17 protein-coding genes are annotated in these 15095 nt (G+C 67.1%); 8 read left to right on the plus strand and 9 right to left on the minus strand.

Going from position 1 to position 15095, the window contains the following annotated elements:
* Window positions 1–123 precede the first annotated feature (123 nt).
* Together yddG and ACTJKT_RS21370 are read right to left on the minus strand one after the other, a co-directional pair.
* Complete coding sequence (gene yddG / locus ACTJKT_RS21365) at window positions 124–1029, minus strand: aromatic amino acid exporter YddG (RefSeq protein WP_440788451.1); 906 nt, start codon at window positions 1027–1029, stop codon at window positions 124–126.
* Between the two features lie 60 nt (window positions 1030–1089).
* Window positions 1090–1866, minus strand: coding sequence for a helix-turn-helix domain-containing protein (locus ACTJKT_RS21370; protein ID WP_440788452.1), 777 nt, complete (start codon window positions 1864–1866; stop codon window positions 1090–1092).
* Window positions 1867–2107: 241 nt separating this feature from the next.
* On the opposite strand from ACTJKT_RS21370, the gene ACTJKT_RS21375 reads away from it, so the two are divergent.
* The gene (locus ACTJKT_RS21375) at window positions 2108–3427 is read left to right on the plus strand and encodes an Nramp family divalent metal transporter (RefSeq protein ID WP_440788453.1); all 1320 of its coding nucleotides are present in this window, start codon (window positions 2108–2110) and stop codon (window positions 3425–3427) included.
* 9 nt (window positions 3428–3436) lie between these two features.
* On the opposite strand, the gene ACTJKT_RS21380 is transcribed toward ACTJKT_RS21375, so the two are convergent.
* Window positions 3437–4372 carry a LysR family transcriptional regulator gene (locus tag ACTJKT_RS21380; protein WP_440788454.1) on the minus strand — a complete coding sequence of 312 codons (936 nt, stop codon included), beginning with the start codon at window positions 4370–4372 and terminating at the stop codon, window positions 3437–3439.
* A 116-nt stretch (window positions 4373–4488) separates the two neighbouring features.
* On the opposite strand from ACTJKT_RS21380, the gene ACTJKT_RS21385 reads away from it, so the two are divergent.
* Together ACTJKT_RS21385 and ACTJKT_RS21390 are read left to right on the plus strand one after the other, a co-directional pair.
* Window positions 4489–4992, plus strand: coding sequence for a DMT family transporter (locus ACTJKT_RS21385; RefSeq protein ID WP_063429513.1), 504 nt, complete (start codon window positions 4489–4491; stop codon window positions 4990–4992).
* Between the two features lie 2 nt (window positions 4993–4994).
* Window positions 4995–5447 (plus strand): DMT family transporter, encoded by a 453-nt coding sequence (locus tag ACTJKT_RS21390; protein WP_440788455.1) that lies wholly within the window; start codon window positions 4995–4997, stop codon window positions 5445–5447.
* Window positions 5448–5459: 12 nt separating this feature from the next.
* Here the strand turns inward: ACTJKT_RS21390 and ACTJKT_RS21395 are convergent, their stop codons facing one another.
* Genes ACTJKT_RS21395 through glcD form a run of 4 tightly spaced genes read right to left on the minus strand, consistent with a single transcriptional unit; the run spans window position 5460 to window position 9718 of the window.
* Window positions 5460–5861: a heme-binding protein gene (locus ACTJKT_RS21395; RefSeq protein ID WP_440788456.1), complete on the minus strand. Its 402-nt coding sequence runs from the start codon at window positions 5859–5861 to the stop codon at window positions 5460–5462.
* 12 nt (window positions 5862–5873) lie between these two features.
* A complete protein-coding gene (gene glcF / locus ACTJKT_RS21400; protein ID WP_440788457.1) occupies window positions 5874–7124 on the minus strand; it encodes a glycolate oxidase subunit GlcF in 1251 nt (416 codons plus the stop codon).
* Window positions 7125–7139: 15 nt separating this feature from the next.
* Entirely contained in the window at window positions 7140–8219 is a 1080-nt protein-coding gene (glcE, locus tag ACTJKT_RS21405) for a glycolate oxidase subunit GlcE (RefSeq protein WP_440788458.1), read from the minus strand.
* A complete protein-coding gene (gene glcD / locus ACTJKT_RS21410; RefSeq protein ID WP_440788459.1) occupies window positions 8219–9718 on the minus strand; it encodes a glycolate oxidase subunit GlcD in 1500 nt (499 codons plus the stop codon). The genes glcE and glcD overlap by 1 nt, the downstream gene beginning before the upstream one ends.
* Window positions 9719–9953: 235 nt before the next feature.
* Here glcD and glcC point away from each other — a divergent pair, with 235 nt between their 5' ends.
* Entirely contained in the window at window positions 9954–10718 is a 765-nt protein-coding gene (gene glcC, locus ACTJKT_RS21415) for a transcriptional regulator GlcC (RefSeq protein ID WP_440788460.1), read from the plus strand.
* A 103-nt stretch (window positions 10719–10821) separates the two neighbouring features.
* Window positions 10822–10992 (plus strand): metallothionein, encoded by a 171-nt coding sequence (locus ACTJKT_RS21420; protein WP_097302812.1) that lies wholly within the window; start codon window positions 10822–10824, stop codon window positions 10990–10992.
* 171 nt (window positions 10993–11163) lie between these two features.
* On the opposite strand, the gene ACTJKT_RS21425 is transcribed toward ACTJKT_RS21420, so the two are convergent.
* On the minus strand, window positions 11164–11391 hold the full coding sequence (locus ACTJKT_RS21425; protein ID WP_440788461.1) for a DUF6555 family protein: 228 nt from the start codon (window positions 11389–11391) through the stop codon (window positions 11164–11166).
* A 213-nt stretch (window positions 11392–11604) separates the two neighbouring features.
* Between ACTJKT_RS21425 and ACTJKT_RS21430 the strand changes: the two genes are divergently transcribed.
* From ACTJKT_RS21430 to ACTJKT_RS21440, 3 genes are all read left to right on the plus strand, one after another.
* The gene (locus ACTJKT_RS21430; RefSeq protein ID WP_440788463.1) at window positions 11605–12384 is read left to right on the plus strand and encodes an AraC family transcriptional regulator; all 780 of its coding nucleotides are present in this window, start codon (window positions 11605–11607) and stop codon (window positions 12382–12384) included.
* 266 nt (window positions 12385–12650) lie between these two features.
* Window positions 12651–12824, plus strand: a complete 174-nt coding sequence (locus tag ACTJKT_RS21435) for a DUF1427 family protein (protein WP_007930748.1) — start codon at window positions 12651–12653, stop codon at window positions 12822–12824.
* Window positions 12825–12863: 39 nt separating this feature from the next.
* Window positions 12864–13820, plus strand: a complete 957-nt coding sequence (locus ACTJKT_RS21440; protein ID WP_440788464.1) for a quinone oxidoreductase family protein — start codon at window positions 12864–12866, stop codon at window positions 13818–13820.
* A 182-nt stretch (window positions 13821–14002) separates the two neighbouring features.
* Here the strand turns inward: ACTJKT_RS21440 and ACTJKT_RS21445 are convergent, their stop codons facing one another.
* Window positions 14003–15046 carry a purine-nucleoside phosphorylase gene (locus ACTJKT_RS21445; protein ID WP_009048212.1) on the minus strand — a complete coding sequence of 348 codons (1044 nt, stop codon included), beginning with the start codon at window positions 15044–15046 and terminating at the stop codon, window positions 14003–14005.
* Window positions 15047–15095: the final 49 nt, after the last annotated feature.

Raw genomic sequence — 15095 nt, forward strand, 5'->3', positions numbered from 1 at the left:
GCGCGCATCTTCCCACGGCTGTCGCGGGGCACTCCAGCGGGATATTCGGTGGCGCGAAATTTCGGATAAAAGGGCGCTGGAGCGGCCTTCGCGGTGCTTATCGGGCGTGAGGGTTTTCGCTGGTCAACCCTGGGCGGAACGGGCTCCCGAAGTCGCCAACACCGCCCCGGCGATGATCAGCAGCGCCGGCACCAGCAGCCACACACTGGCCGGGCTTTGCCCGATGACGATCAGCAGCAGGGTGGAGATCAACGGCGCCAGGTACGACAGCGCGCCGAGCGTGGCCAGGTTGCCGTGTTTGGTGGCGTGGTCCCAGGCGAAGAAGGCCAGGCCGACCGGGCCCAGCCCCAGGCCGAGGATCGCCAGCCATTGCTTGAGGTCCGGTTGCACCGGGCTTTCGAACATCAGGTGGCAGAGCAGCCCGGCCACCGCCACCAGCCCGCAGATGCCGCCGATCAGGCTGCTGGGCACGCTGCTGAAGCGGCGGTTGAGCACCGAGTAGCCGGACCACACCAGGGCGCAGCCGAATGCCGCCAGGTAACCCGCGATCGGCATCGCGCCGACCTGGCTGGAAGCACGCTGCTGCATGATGAGCGCGGTGCCGGCCAGCCCCAGCAAGGCGCCGGTCAGTTGCCGGCCGCGCAGCGGTTCGCCGCCGGCCCGGGCCGCCAGCAATACGATCAGCAACGGCCAGAGGTAGGCGATCAGGCTGGCCTCGGCGGCCGGCGCGGCTTTCAGGGCAAAGAAATACAGCGCGTGGTAGGCAAAGATCCCGCCGAACCCCAGGGTCCACACCGGCCAGGGCTGGCGCCAGCCACGAAAGCCGGCGCGCCCCCGCAAGCCCAGCAGCACCAGGCTGGCGCCGCAGGCCACGGCGAAGCTCAGGGCCAGCAACTGGAAGGGGGGAATGCCGGCGGTGAGGGTGGTCAGCAGCGCCAGACACGACCAGAGAAACACCGCGATCACGCCGATGGCGGTGGCGGCCCCGCTGCGGGAGGGGGCGAGGCGGGTTGAATGGATGGCGGTCATAGGCACACCGAGGCAAGGGCGGTGTGGCCAGCATAGAAGTCGCCGCGACGGTGGTATTGATCAGGCCTGCCGAAGTCTTGTCGCAGCCTGCGCCTGGGCGTCGCGAGCGGCCTTGCGCAGGGCGGCCGGGGTCTGGTTGCGCGCCTTCTTCAGGGCGTGGGTCAGGGCGCTCTGATCGGCGTAGCCGACCCGCTGGGCGATCTCGCTGATGGGCAGCAGGGTGCGGCCGAGCAGGTCGATGGCGCGGTCCAGGCGCAGGGTCGAGATATAGGCGAAGGGCGTGCAGTACATGTCCCGTTCGAACAGCAGGTACAGGCTGCGCTCGCTGACCCCCGCGGCCTGGGCGATGGCGCGGGCGCTCAGCGGGCTGCCCAGGTGCTGCTCGATATGGGCCAGGGCCCGCGCCAGCGCCTGGCGCTGCGGCGCGCTTGGCGTCGGGCGGGCGAGGCAGGCCAGCGGCAGGGCGCTCCAGGCGCTGGCGACCTGGCTGCAAGCGCTGAGCGAGGCGCCGCTGTGGCTGGCGTAGCCGAGCAGGTGGCGGATCTGCGGGTCGATGGCGAAGAAGCGGGTATCGGCCAGAGACGGCTCGTTGCCGGAGCTATCCAGGTCGAGCACCAGAAAGGTGTTACGGCGCTCGGCCAGGAAGCTATGCCGGGCGCCCGGCGCAATCAGCACGCCCTGGCTGGCGTCGACCTTGCCGCCACGGCCGTCCACTTCGATCTCCATCGCCCCCGACTGCGGCAGCACTATCTGCGGAAAATCGTGATGGTGCAGCTCGACCTGCCCGGAATACGAACGCATCGCCAGGGCGACAGTGGGTTGGGCTGGAGTGTTCATGGCGCTGCTCCGCGGATGGCTGCTCGGCATCATGCCTGAAAATGCTGGTGCTGTAGGAGTGGCTGGGCGGTGCGGGGGGGGGGGAAAGGGGGCTGGCTCAGCTGTTGTGGTGACTGACGCACCGCTATCGCGAGCAAGCTTCGCTCCTACAGATGCCAGGGATCGGTGAGGCTGCAAAGGCTTGGGCCGGTTCGCTGAAACCTCTAAGCTGGGCCACCGTTCCAGCCTTCCGGATGCCCGCGTGAAATTCACTCTACCCAAAGTCGGTACCGCACCCTTCTGCCCGCCGGAAGTCGCCGGCACCATCGTTGTCGATCCCAAGGCGCCGTTGTTCAAACGCATCCTGCGTTTCGCCGGCCCCGGCCTGCTGATTTCCATCGGCTACATGGACCCGGGCAACTGGGCCACCGCCATCGAGGCCGGCTCGCGTTATGGCTACAACCTGCTGTTCGTGGTGCTGCTGGCGAGCCTCGCGGGCATGGCCGTGCAGTGCCTGTGCTCGCGCCTGGGCATCGCCACCGGGCGCGACCTGGCGCAGCTTTGCCGGCAGCGCTACAGCACCCGCACGGCGCGCACCCAGTGGCTGCTGGCGGAGGTCTCGATCATCGCCACCGACCTTGCCGAGGTCCTGGGCTGCGCCTTGGCGTTCCACCTGTTGCTCGGGGTCTCGCTGACCACCGGGATTGTCATCACCGCCTTCGACACCCTGTTGATTCTCGCCTTGCAGAACCGCGGCTTCCGCCGCCTGGAGGCGATCATGCTGGTGCTGGTGGGCACCATCGGCCTGTGTTTTTTCGTCGAGCTGCTGTTGATCAAACCTTACTGGCCGGACGTGGCGCGCGGCTTCACGCCATCGCTGGCGGCGATCAGTGAGGCGGCGCCGCTGTACCTGGCGATCGGCATCCTCGGCGCCACCGTGATGCCCCATAACCTCTACCTGCACACCTCCATCGTGCAGACCCGCCTGGTGGGCCAGGATGAGGCCAGCCGGCGCGATGCGATCAAGCTGGCGCGCATCGATACCATCGGTTCCCTGGCGCTGGCGCTGCTGGTCAACGCGGCGATCCTGATCCTCGCCGCCGCGGCCTTCCATGGCACCGGGCACACCGAGGTGGTGGAGCTGCAGGACGCCTATCACCTGCTCGATCCGCTGGTGGGCGGGGCCCTGGCCAGCGTGCTGTTCGGCGTGGCCTTGCTGGCGTCGGGGCAGAGTTCGACCTTCACCGGCACCATCGCCGGCCAGGTGATCATGGAGGGCTACCTCAACCTGCGCTTGCCGTGCTGGCAGCGCCGCCTGATCACCCGCGGCCTGGCGCTGGTGCCGGCCTTCGTCGGCGTGTGGCTGCTGGGCGACGGCGCGGTCGGCCAGTTGCTGGTGCTGAGCCAGGTGGTGCTCAGCCTGCAACTGCCGTTCGCCCTCTACCCACTGATCCGCATGACCAGCGACCCGCAGTTGATGGGCGTGTTCGTCAACCGCTGGCCGACCCGCGTCCTCGCCTGGAGCCTGTTCGCCGTTATCAGCGGCGCCAACGCCTGGCTGATTGCGCAACTGGTGGTGTGAAGCCGTCCTTCACCTATCCCAATAGGGCACCGGCCCGAACTTCTCGACGAAGAAATCGATCACTGTCCTGACCTTCACCGACAGGCGCCGGCTGCCGGGCCAGAGGGCGGCGATCTGTTGCGGCTCGAGGCCGATAGACACCTGGTAGTCCTCGAACAAAGGCACCAGCCGCCCCTGGTCCAAGGCCTCGCCAAGCATCAGCCAGGATGGAAACATCACCAGCCCCAGGCCCTGTTCGGCGGCCTGGGTCAGGGTATCGGCGTGGTTGCTGGTGAGGGGGCCCTTGACGTTGTAGGGCACCCAGTCGCGCTTGCCCTTGCGGAAAAACCAGCGCTGCTGGCCGCTCTCGCCCTTGTAGGCCAGGCACTGGTGATCGGCCAGTTGCTCGGGATGCTGCGGGGTGCCGTGCTCGGCCAGATAGGCCGGGCTGGCCGCCACCTGGTAGCGCTGTGACGCGAAGATGCGCGCCTGCATGCCGGAGTCGGCCAGGGTGCCGATGCGGAACAGCAGGTCGGCGCCTTCCTGTAGCGGGTCGATAAAGTTGTCGGTTTGCTGGATATCCAGTTGCAGCTTCGGATAGCGCCGGTACAACTCGCCCAGCCAGGGCGACAGGTGACGCTGACCGAACACCACCGGCGCATTGATCCGTACCAGCCCGCTGGGCTCGCTTTCCTGTTCCCGCAACGCCTGCTCGGCTTCTTCCCATTGCGCCAGCACCTGGCGCGCGTAATGACCGAACAGACGCCCGGCTTCGGTGGGACTGACCGCCCGGGTGTGGCGATACAGCAGTTGCTGGCTCAGGGCCTGTTCCATGAGCTGGATCTGCCGCGAGATCGAGGACGGCGCCAGCCCTTCGCGGCGTGCGACCTCGGAGAAACTGCCGTGGTCGAGCACCGCCACGAACAGGCGCAGGGCCTTGAAGCCCAGTTCGTTGAAGCCTTGCATGCTGAGTCCTTGCTGTGCGTATTGCGCAAAGGTGTTGTCGGGATGCTCCCATTTATCGCAAAACATCGGCAACCGATAATGCACGCCATCCTTTCCATCCCTGATGTAGGTTTGTCATGCAAACATCCTCCCTCGATAGTGCGCGCACGGCGCCGGCCCAGGTCGAAACGCGGCCCCGGCCGGGCTTGCGCCTGTTGCTGCTGCCCCTGGTGATCCTTGCCGGCATGGGCCTGTCGGTCGAAGCCGGGCTGCTCGGTCCGCTGGGCGCGCAGGTCGGCCACCTGTGGGCGACCCTGAGCATTTTCGCGGTCGGCTCGGCGATCCTGTTCCTGCTGTTGCTGTTCAGTGGTCCGCAGAAAGGCCCGGCCCTGGCCGAGCTGCCGCGCTGGCAATTGATCGGCGGTTTTCTCGGGCCGATGTACGTGGTGGTGCTGACCCTGGCCACGCCTCATATCGGCATCGCCATGACCATGATTGCGATCCTCTCCGGCCAGGTCGGCAAGAGTGTGCTGATCGACCATTTCGGTTGGTTCGGCAGCGCCCGCAAACGGGTCGATGGCGAACGCTGGATTGCCCTGGTCTTGATCGTTGTCGCCCTTGTCCTGATTGCCCGAGGTTGAACATGAACCTGATTCTGTTGTTGATCCTGGTGGTGGCCGCTGGCGCGGTGTTGAGCGTGCAGGCGGCCATCAACGGCCGCCTGGGGGAAAGGGTCGGGGTGCTGCGCAGCAGCCTGCTGACCTTCGTCGTGGGGGCGATCAGTACCGCGCTGCTGATCCTGTTTTTCGAGCCGGCCCAGAGCATGAGCCTGCTGGACGTGCCCAAGTGGCAGCTGACCGGGGCGTTGTTCGGTGTGGTCTACATGATGGTCATGGTGGGCGCGGTGCCGCGGGTCGGCACGGCGGTGGCGACCGTGGCGGTGATCCTCGGCCAGTTGGGCATGGGCATGCTGATCGACAACTTCGGCTGGCTGGGCAACCCGGCCATCGATCTGTCCGGCAGCCGGATCCTGGCCATGGCCTGCCTGGCCCTGGCGCTGCTGTTCATGTACCGCAGCAACGCCCGGCAGGCCTGATGGGGGCAGGCGTCACTCCAAGGCCTGGGCGGCGAACAGCGCCACCTGGGCATCTTCCCCGGACTTGACCCCGGACACGCCGACGGCGCCGATCACCTGGCCGTCGAACACCACGGGCACGCCACCTTCCAGCGAAGTCAGCAGCGGCGCCGAGAGAAACGCGGTGCGTCCGCCGTTGACCATCTCTTCATAACCCTTGGACTCACGGCGCCCGAGGGCCGCGGTACGGGCCTTTTCCATGGCTATATAGGCGCTGATCGGCGAGGCGCCGTCCAGGCGTTCGAGGGCCAGCGGGTGGCCGCCGTCGTCGACGATGGCGATGCTCACCGGCCACTGGTTGCGCTCGGCTTCATCCCGCGCGGCGATAAGAATGCGCTGGACTTCGCGATGACCCAGGATGGCTTTGCTGTGCATGGCGTGCTCCTTTCAGGGGGTAACTGGTTGAGGGGAAGAATCCAGGGGCGGCAGGGCGGCCTCGACCAGTTCGATCCAGTGCCGCACCGGGGTGCGCCCGGCGCCGTCGAGGTGGGTCTGGCAGCCGATATTGGCGGTGACTATGACCTCGGGCCGGCCGCTTTCCAGGGCGTTGAGCTTGTTGTCCCGCAGTTGTCGCGCCAGCTCGGGCTGGGTCAGCGAGTAGGTGCCCGCCGAACCACAGCATAGGTGGCTGTCGGGCACCTCGGTGAGTTCGAAACCCAGGCGCTTGAGCACCGCCTCCACCGCGCCGCCGAGTTTCTGCCCGTGCTGCAGGCTACAGGGGCAGTGGAAGGCCAGGCGCTGGTCGCTGTGGGCGAGCAGCTGTTCCAGGGGTTCGTCGCGCAGCACTTCCACCAGGTCCCGGGCCAAGGTGCTGACCCGCTCGGCGCGGGCGGCATACCGTGGGTCGTGGGCCAGCAGGTGGCCGTAATCCTTGATAAAGGCGCCGCAACCGCTGGCGGTCTGCACCAGGGCTTCGGCGCCGTTTTCCAGGTGCGGCCACCAGGCGTCGATATTGCGCCGGGCCCGTTCCAGGCCGGCGTCCTGGGCATCCAGGTGGTAATCCACGGCGCCACAGCAGCCAGCCTCGGCCACCGGCTCCACGGCGATGCCCAGGCGGTCGAGGACCCGCGCCGTCGCCGCGTTGGTGTTGGGCGACAGGCTCGCCTGCACGCAACCTTCCAGCAGCAAGACACGCCGCGCGTGGGCCGTGGTCGGACGCGCCTTGGCCGGCTGGACCTGGCGCGGCAGCTTGCCCTGCACGGCCTCGGGCAGCCAGGGGCGCAAGGTGGCGCCGGTGCCGATCAGCGCCTTGAACAGTGCCGGGTTCGGCGCCAGGGCGCGCAGGCCCTGGCGCAGCAGGCGCTGGCCGAGGGGGCGAGGGACGGCGGCATCGACGACCGCGCGGCCGATGTCCAGCAGGTTGTGGTAGTCCACCCCGGACGGGCAGGTGGTTTCGCAGTTGCGGCACGACAGGCAGCGGTCCAGATGCAGCTGGGTCTTGGCCGTGGCTTCATGGCCTTCCAGCACCTGCTTGATCAGGTAGATGCGCCCCCGCGGTCCGTCCAGTTCGTCCCCCAGCAGTTGATAGGTGGGGCAGGTGGCGTTGCAGAAACCGCAATGCACACAGGTGCGCAGGATGCTCTCGGCCTCCGCGGCGCGGGGCAACTGGCGCGCCTGTTCGCTCAGGGTGGTTTGCATGCTTCGGGTCTCCGTTCAGAGCTCGGCGTAGAGCCGGCCGGGGTTGAAGATCCCTTGCGGGTCCAGTTGCGCCTTGAGCTGGCGGTGGTAGCGCAGCAGCACCGCCGGCAGCGGCTGGAACGGGCTGTCCACCAGGCCATGGCTATAGCAGGTGGCGTGGCCGCCGACGCGCTCGACCAGGCTGCGGATACGCTCCGCGGGCGCCGCGGATTTCAGCCAGCGCTGGGCGCCGGCCCAATCTATTAACTGCTGGCCGATCAACTGCTGGCCGGGCAGCTCCAGGGGGCCGGTGTTATTGGGCAGCGACAGGCGCCACAGTGGCAGGCCTTCGTCGAAGAATTCCAACTGTTGCTCATTGAGATTGGCCCAATAATCAGCGGCCAAGGGCTCGCCGCCGAGGCGGTCGCGGGCCGCGGCCACCGAACCTTCGCCGCCTTCCAGGCGCAGGTGCAGGCGCTGGCCGTCGTGGCTGGCGGCGCTGATGGGCAGCGGCTGCTGGCCCCAGTCAGCGAGCCGGGCCAGGGCCTTGGCGCTGTCCATTTCCAGGCTCAGGCTGAGGCACTGGCGGGGTTTCGGCAGGACCTTGAGCGACACCTCGGTGAGCACCCCGAGGCAACCGTAGCTGCCCACCAGCAGGCGCGAGAGGTCGTAGCCGGCAACGTTTTTCATCACCTCGCCGCCAAAGCGCAGGAGCTTGCCGGTGCCGGTGATCACCCGGCTGCCAAGTACGAAGTCACGTACCGAACCGGCCCAGGGCCGCCGTGGGCCGGACAAGCCGCTGGCGACCATGCCGCCGACGGTGGCACCGTCGCCGAAGGCCGGCGGCTCGCAGGCCAGCATCTGCCCGGCGGCGTCCAGCGCGGCCAGCAGTTCCGCAAGCGGCGTGCCGGCGCGGACCGTCACCACCAGCTCGGTCGGGTCGTAGCTGAGGATGCCGCGATGGGCGCGGGTGTCGAGCACCTCGCCGGCAGTCGTGCGGCCGAGAAAGGCCTTGCTGTTGCCGCCCTGGATCAGCAGCGGGGTGTTGCCAGCCAGCGCCTGCCCGACCTGTTCCAGCAGTGCGTCGCTGGCGTCGTTGTCCGCGTGTGCCGTCATCAGAAACGCTCCAGCTCGGGGAAGGGCAGTTGCCCGGCGTGCACGTGCATGGCGCCGAATTCGGCGCAGCGGTGCAGGGTCGGGATGTTCTTGCCGGGGTTGAGCAGGCCGCCGGGGTCGAAGGCCGCCTTGACCGCGTGGAACAGGGTCAGCTCGTCGCTGTTGAACTGGGCGCACATCTGGTTGATTTTCTCCCGGCCGACCCCGTGCTCGCCGGTGATGCTGCCGCCGACCGCGACACACAGCTCGAGGATCTTGCCGCCCAGGGCTTCGGCGCGGTCCAGTTCGCCGGGCTGGTTGGCGTCGAACAGAATCAGCGGGTGCATGTTGCCGTCGCCGGCATGGAACACATTGGCCACCCGCAACTGGTATTCGGCGGACAACGCGGCGATGGCCTTGAGCACCCCCGGCAGTTCGCGGCGCGGAATGGTGCCGTCCATGCAGTAATAGTCCGGCGACAGGCGACCGACCGCCGGGAAGGCGTTCTTGCGCCCGGCCCAGAAACGCACCCGTTCGGCTTCGTCCCGGGCCTGGCGGACCTCGGTGGCGCCGGCCCGTTCGAGCACCGCGCGGACCCGATCGCAGTCGTCGTGGACGTCGGCTTCGACGCCGTCCAGCTCGCACAGCAGGATGGCCTCGGCGTCCACCGGGTAGCCGGCGTGAATGAAGTCTTCGGCGGCGCGGATCGCCAGGTTGTCCATCATCTCCAGGCCGCCGGGGATGATGCCGGCGGCGATGATATCGGCCACCGCGCGGCCGGCTTTTTCCACCGAGTCGAAGGCCGCCAGCAGCACCTTGGCCAGCTGCGGCTTGGGCAGCAGCTTGACCGTGACTTCGGTGATGATCCCCAGCAGGCCTTCGGAGCCGGTGAACAGCGCCAGCAGGTCGAAACCGGGGGCGTCCAGGGCGTCGCTGCCCAGGGTCAGGCGTTCGCCTTCGACGCTGAGGATCTCCACCTTGAGCAGGTTGTGTACGGTCAGACCGTATTTCAGGCAGTGCACGCCGCCGGCGTTTTCCGCGACGTTGCCACCGATGGAACAGGCGATCTGCGAGGACGGGTCGGGGGCGTAATAGAGGCCGAACGGCGCGGCGGCCTGGGAGATCGCCAGGTTGCGCACTCCGGGCTGGACCCGCGCGGTGCGGGCGGCGGGGTCGATATGCAGGATCTGGTTGAAGCGCGCCATCACCAGCAGCACCCCTTGTTCCAGGGGCAGGGCGCCGCCGGACAGGCCGGTACCGGCACCCCGGGCGACCACCGGCACGCGGCGCTCATGGCAGATCCGCAGCAGTTCCTGCACCTGCTCGATATGTCGCGGCAGGGCCACCAGCATCGGCGTGGTGCGGTAGGCCGAAAGGCCGTCGCATTCGTAGGGTTTGAGGTCTTCGCTCTGGTGCAGGAGGTCCAGGTCGGGCAGGCGCTGGCGCAACACTTCGAGCAGTGCCGTTTTGTCGACGGGGGGCAGCGCGCCGTCGATGCGTTCGTCGTAGAGGATATTCATGGGTGGCTAACGACCCTGAGTTGTTTTTATTTGGCGGTCGGCAGGGGGCGGGCCGCTCAGTTGCATCATTGGCCCGGCTGGCCTTACTGTCCACGGGGCCGGGGACTGGTCGAACCAGTTTGTTTTGCCGCGGATGCCGGGTTTTTTATAAAAAACCAGGCATATCAGCAGGATGGCCTAGTGATCCGTTTGATCGGGTTTTTTCTTCGCAGCTGGTCATACCAGTGGAGGACGCATGCACAGCAAGGATTCGACCCGGCACCAGGTGGCGGATGTGGTCTGTGAGCGCATCGAACGGCTGATCGTCGACGGTGTGCTGAAGACCGGTCAGCTGCTGCCTTCGGAGCGGCGCCTCACGGAAAAACTCGGGGTGTCGCGCACGGCGTTGCGCGAAGGCCTGAAACTGCTGCGGGCTCGGGGCATCATCGAAACCGAACAGGGCAAGGGCTCCTTTGTCGCCCAGTTGTCGGGGCAGGGCGCGACCTCGGCCTTGATGCATCTGTTCAGTTCCCAGCCGCGCACCCTCTACGACCTGTTCGAAGTGCGCAGCCTGCTGGAAGGCGAGTCGGCGCGGCTGGCGGCGTTGCGCGGCACCGAGGCCGATTTCGTGCTGATCGGCCGCGCCTATCAGGCGCTGCTGGATGCCCACGGCCAGGAGCTCGATGCCTCGGCCCATGCGCGGCTGGATCACGCCTTCCACCTGGCGATCTGCGAGGCCTCGCACAACCCGGTGCTGGTGCAGACCCTGCGTTCGCTGACCGACCTGCTGCTCAACTCGGTATTCGCCTCGGTCAACAACCTCTACCACCGCCAGGCGCAGAAACGCCAGATCGACCGTCAGCACGCGCGGCTCTACAACGCCGTCACCGGGCGCCTGCCGGAACAGGCGCGCAAGGCCGCCATCGCGCATATCCAGGGCCTCTGCGACAACCTGCGGGAAATCGAAAACGAAGAACAGCGCCTGGTGCGCGCGACCTTGCGCCTGGAAGGCTGGAACTGAGGCCGTCGCGACCAGGGGTCAATAGGGGTGACGGGCAGCCACTACACTGCTAGAGACGCGGCCAGCATCGCGTCGTCGACGACCACCACAAAGGAGTCACCCCATGTCCAGCGATACCTGTGCCTGTCCGGGTTGCACCTGCAAGCTCGGCGCCCATGCCATCGTGCGTCACGGCAAGCACTACTGTTGCCAGGCCTGCGCCAGCCACCATGCCAACGGCGAACCCTGCGCCTCTACCGAAGGCTGCGATTGCGCCAAGGGCGCGCACCACTGACGGGTTGAAGTTGTCGGGTGGAAAAGCAGTGGAGCCGCTCAGGGCTCCACTTTCCATTGGCGAGCGTCCTGTTTGCGAGCGTCGATCCAGTTGCAGGTGGCAGCGCTCGGCATGGCTCGATCATCCAACGGCCGTGGCCTACCACGTCCTACGCCCAAGGCCTGGGTTGGATCAGGTCGAAGGTCGCCAGGTGACGTTCTCGATACCGAATTTTTCCGCCTGGGGCTGGCTGGTCTTCTTCACCCGTTCCAGGCCAAAGCGGCCGATGCGGCCGACACCGGCGTCACAGCTTGCCCAGTGCCACGCCTCGGCATTGTCCATCTTCTCCGAGCGGATGATGAAGGACTTGGGCGCGCCGTGCAGGTTGTACTCGATGACGAAAAGTTTTGCGTTGTTCATAAAGCTATCAATCCTCCCTGTGATGGTTTAGTGACCCGCGCAGGCCGGGAAAAATTCACTCGGATTGTCGAGCAAGGGTATCAGCGGTCGGACGGGCATCCGAACGGGTCATTGCCTGGCGCTGCGCTGCCTGTCCGGATGTTTTGTCGCGGTTTTCCAGGCGGATCGGCGGGGTTACCATGGGCACCCCCTGCTCGACGACGATGCCCGGCCATGGCCCTTGCCGCACCTCCCGACCTCAGCGACACCGATGTGCCGGTGCAACCCCTGGCGCGCACCTATCCGCGTGGCCTGTTCATCGAGCCCCACGAACATGCCTGGGGGCAGTTGCTGTATGCCATGAGCGGGGTGATGTGGGTCGAGACGCCGAACGAGGCTCTAGTCGTACCGCCGCAGCGGGCGGTGTGGCTGCCGCCGGGTGTGCCCCACGGGATTCGCGTGGTCACCGACCTGCAGATGCGCAATATCTACCTACGCCCGTGCCTGGCGGCGACCCTCGACAGCCAGGTGCAGGTGCTGCAGGTGGATAACCTGCTGCGCGAACTGATCGTGCGCCTGGTGGAGCATGAGGGCGCGCCGCAGCCGGAGTACTACGATGCGCTGGTGAACCTGGCCCTGCTGGAGCTCAAGCGCGCCCGCCGCTCGCAGTTGAAGATCCTGCTGCCGGACAGTTCCGACCGGCGTCTGGTCAGCCTTTGCCAGGCGGTGATGGCCGCGCCTTCCCTGGACATTCCCTTTGAGCGCCATGCCGAGGTGGCGGGCGCCAGCGTGCGCACCCTGGCGCGGCTGTTCAAGGACGGCCTGGGCATGGGCTTCGCCGAGTGGCGCCGCCAGGTGCAATTGGCCACGGCCGCCGCCGAGCTGATCCAGGGCGTGCCGGTGAGCACCATCGCCCGCGAACTGGGGTATTCCCCCGGCAGCTTCAGCGACATGTTTCGCCGCGAGCTGGGGCTGGCGCCGTCGCAATACGCGGCCGGAGAAGCCCGCCTGTAGGCAGGCGCTGCGGTAGGGCAGGTAGACCGTCATCGCGNCTCTGTTTCGTGGACGCCGCATACCTGTAGGAGCGAAGCTTGCTCGCGATAGCGTCCTGTCTGGCACGCCGCAGTATCTGCATCGCCAACAAACCAGGTCGGCCCAGCCCGCCAGCAGATTGGCCGAAATCCTGAAGTGCTTGGCCGGTTGCGCAGGTGTTCGCTCCCTACACTCCCGGCATGCCCAATCGCCGCCGCCCAGGCGCGGCGCACTGTCCGGAGTTCGTCATGCATTACCTCATCTCCCTCGCCATCGGCCTCGGTGTCGGCCTGCTCTATGGCGCCCTGAACTTTCGCTCGCCGGCGCCGCCGGCCATCGCCCTGGTCGGGCTGCTCGGCATGCTTGCCGGCGAACAACTGTGGCCCATGGGCCGGCAGCTGGTGAGCAACTGGTTGTCCTGAGCCTTTCGATCCTTTCTATCCCTGTCCATGGAGGCGCTTATGCACGCCCTGCAATTTTCCAAGACCGGCGATCTGTCGTCGCTGCGCTACGTCGAGGTGCCGACCCCGGTGCCGGCGGCCGATCAGGTACTGGTGCAGATCAAGGCCGCCGGCCTCAACCCCAGCGACGTGAAGAACGTGCTCGGGCGTTTTCCCTACACCACCTTGCCGCGCATTCCCGGGCGGGATTTTGCCGGGGTGGTGGTGGACGGGCCGCGGGAGCTGGTGGGGCAGGAGGTCTGGGGCACCGGCAAGGAGCTGGGGTTCTACGCGGACGGCTCCCATGCCCAGTACGTGGCGCTGTCGGCCAAGGGCGTGGCGCACAAGCCGGCGCACCTGAGCTTCGCCCAGGCCGCCAGCCTGGGCGTGCCTTACACCACCGCCTGGGATGCCCTGGAGCGCAGCGGAGTGGGCGCCGGCACCAGCTTGCTGGTGATTGGCGGCGGGGCGGTGGGCAGCGCTGCCCTGGCCCTGGCGAAGATCCGTGGAGCCCGGCTGCTGGCCGCCGCGCGGCGTCCGGAGCAGGTCAAGGCCTTGCAGGCGCAAGGGTTCCAGACCCTGCAGCTGGACAAGCCGGAGGACCTCGGGGCCCAGGTCAGCGAAGTGTTCGCCGGCGGCGCCGAGGTGATCTTCGACACCACCGGCTTCTGGCTGCCGGCCTCGGTCGCGGCTCTGGCGCCGTTCGGCCGCATCGCCATCATCGCCGCGCCGGTGGACGGCCATGTGCAACTGCCGGCCCTGGGCCTGTATCGCAAGGGCGGTTCGGTGGTCGGGATCAACTCGTTGCTGTATGGCGTGCAGGCCTGCGCAGCCATGCTCGAACAGTTCGGCCGGTTCTTCGATGAGGGGCTGTTGCCATTGCCGCAGGGGTTGTTCGAATCGCCGCTGGAGCAGGGTGTCGAGCGTTACCGCGAGGTGAATCGGGGCAGTGGCGAGAAGGTGATTTTGCTGCCGTAAGGGTGGCCGACCTGCATGAATCGGCCGGCTGGCCTGGCGTTGTGTAGCCGCTGCCGAAGGCNTTCGGGTCGATCGCAGCCTGCGGCAGCGGCTACAGGTTGGGGGCTGTGTCGTGTCTGGACCTTGCTTGCGACGGCGTCAGCCCAGACAACCTCATAACCAAAGTCGCAGGCGTTATGCGCTTACGCCTCCGGCACGCCTTTCTCCCACGCCGACCAGTTCTTCAGGATGTCCTGCACCAGCGGATTGCCGGTGCGATAGAGGTTTTCCAGGGCCGGGACGAAACCGCCCTGGTCGGCGTACTTGAGCAGGTTGTCGACTTCGCTGCCGCCCGGTTCGGGGCGGTCGAAGTCGGAGCCGGCGCGGACCACCGCCAGCCGCTGCACGTCCACCCGGCCTTCGCGGCTGGCGCGCAGCAGGGCCTCGTAGGTGGAGTTGTCTTCCTGCTGGGTGGTGCAGTACTCGCCCTTGTTGTCGGTCAGCAGGCGGGTCCAGACCTCGGCGCGCTCGCTCAGGCGCGTGCCGGAGAACCAGGTGTTGCCCGCCAGCGTGTCGCACTGGGTCACCACCGGCGGCTGGTTGGCCGGGGCCGCCGGGTACTTGAGGCGCCAGGCCGCCGATTCCTTGCTTTCGCTCAGGCTCACCCGACGCGACAGGGCGAAGGCCTTGGCCTGGAGTTTCGGGTTGAGTTCGAAGACTTCGGTCTTGTAGTCCAGCGGCGGCTTCTCGTTCGGGCCCTTGGTGTTGATGCCCAGGTAGCCGGTCGGCCAGTCCTTTGGCGCGTCCCGCGAATCCAGTTCCCACTGGGTACCGAATTCCACCAGGTAATGGGCCCAGGCAGTGGTGCCGATGGTCCCGTATTTGGGGCTGATGCCCGCGATCCCGGCGACCAGGAAATAGCTTTTGCGCAGATCGAATTTCGGCGACAGCGCCAGGGCCAGGGTCGAGGCCGCGGCGTTGGTCTGGCCCATGCCGGTGACCAGCAGGCAGACGTCCTTGGTATTGCAACGTATCGCCGGATACTCCGCCGACAGGCCCGGTACGCGCACTTCCTGCTTCAGCTCCAGGCGCTCGATCCAGTGCTGGGCCTCGGGGGCGAACATGGTGATCAGCATCACCTTGGGTTTGATCGGTGCCGCAGCCGTTTCGCTTGCCCAGGCGCCGCAGGACAGCAGAGTGCCGGCAGCCAGACCAACCGACAGGGAAAGACGGGTCATCACATTCATAAAACCTCCATGGCTCTTGACTTGCAGCTTGCCGCTCAGGGCTCGCCGC

This window comes from Pseudomonas sp. 22526 (assembly GCF_052044735.1).
Classification (GTDB): Bacteria; Pseudomonadota; Gammaproteobacteria; order Pseudomonadales; family Pseudomonadaceae; genus Aquipseudomonas; species Aquipseudomonas piscium.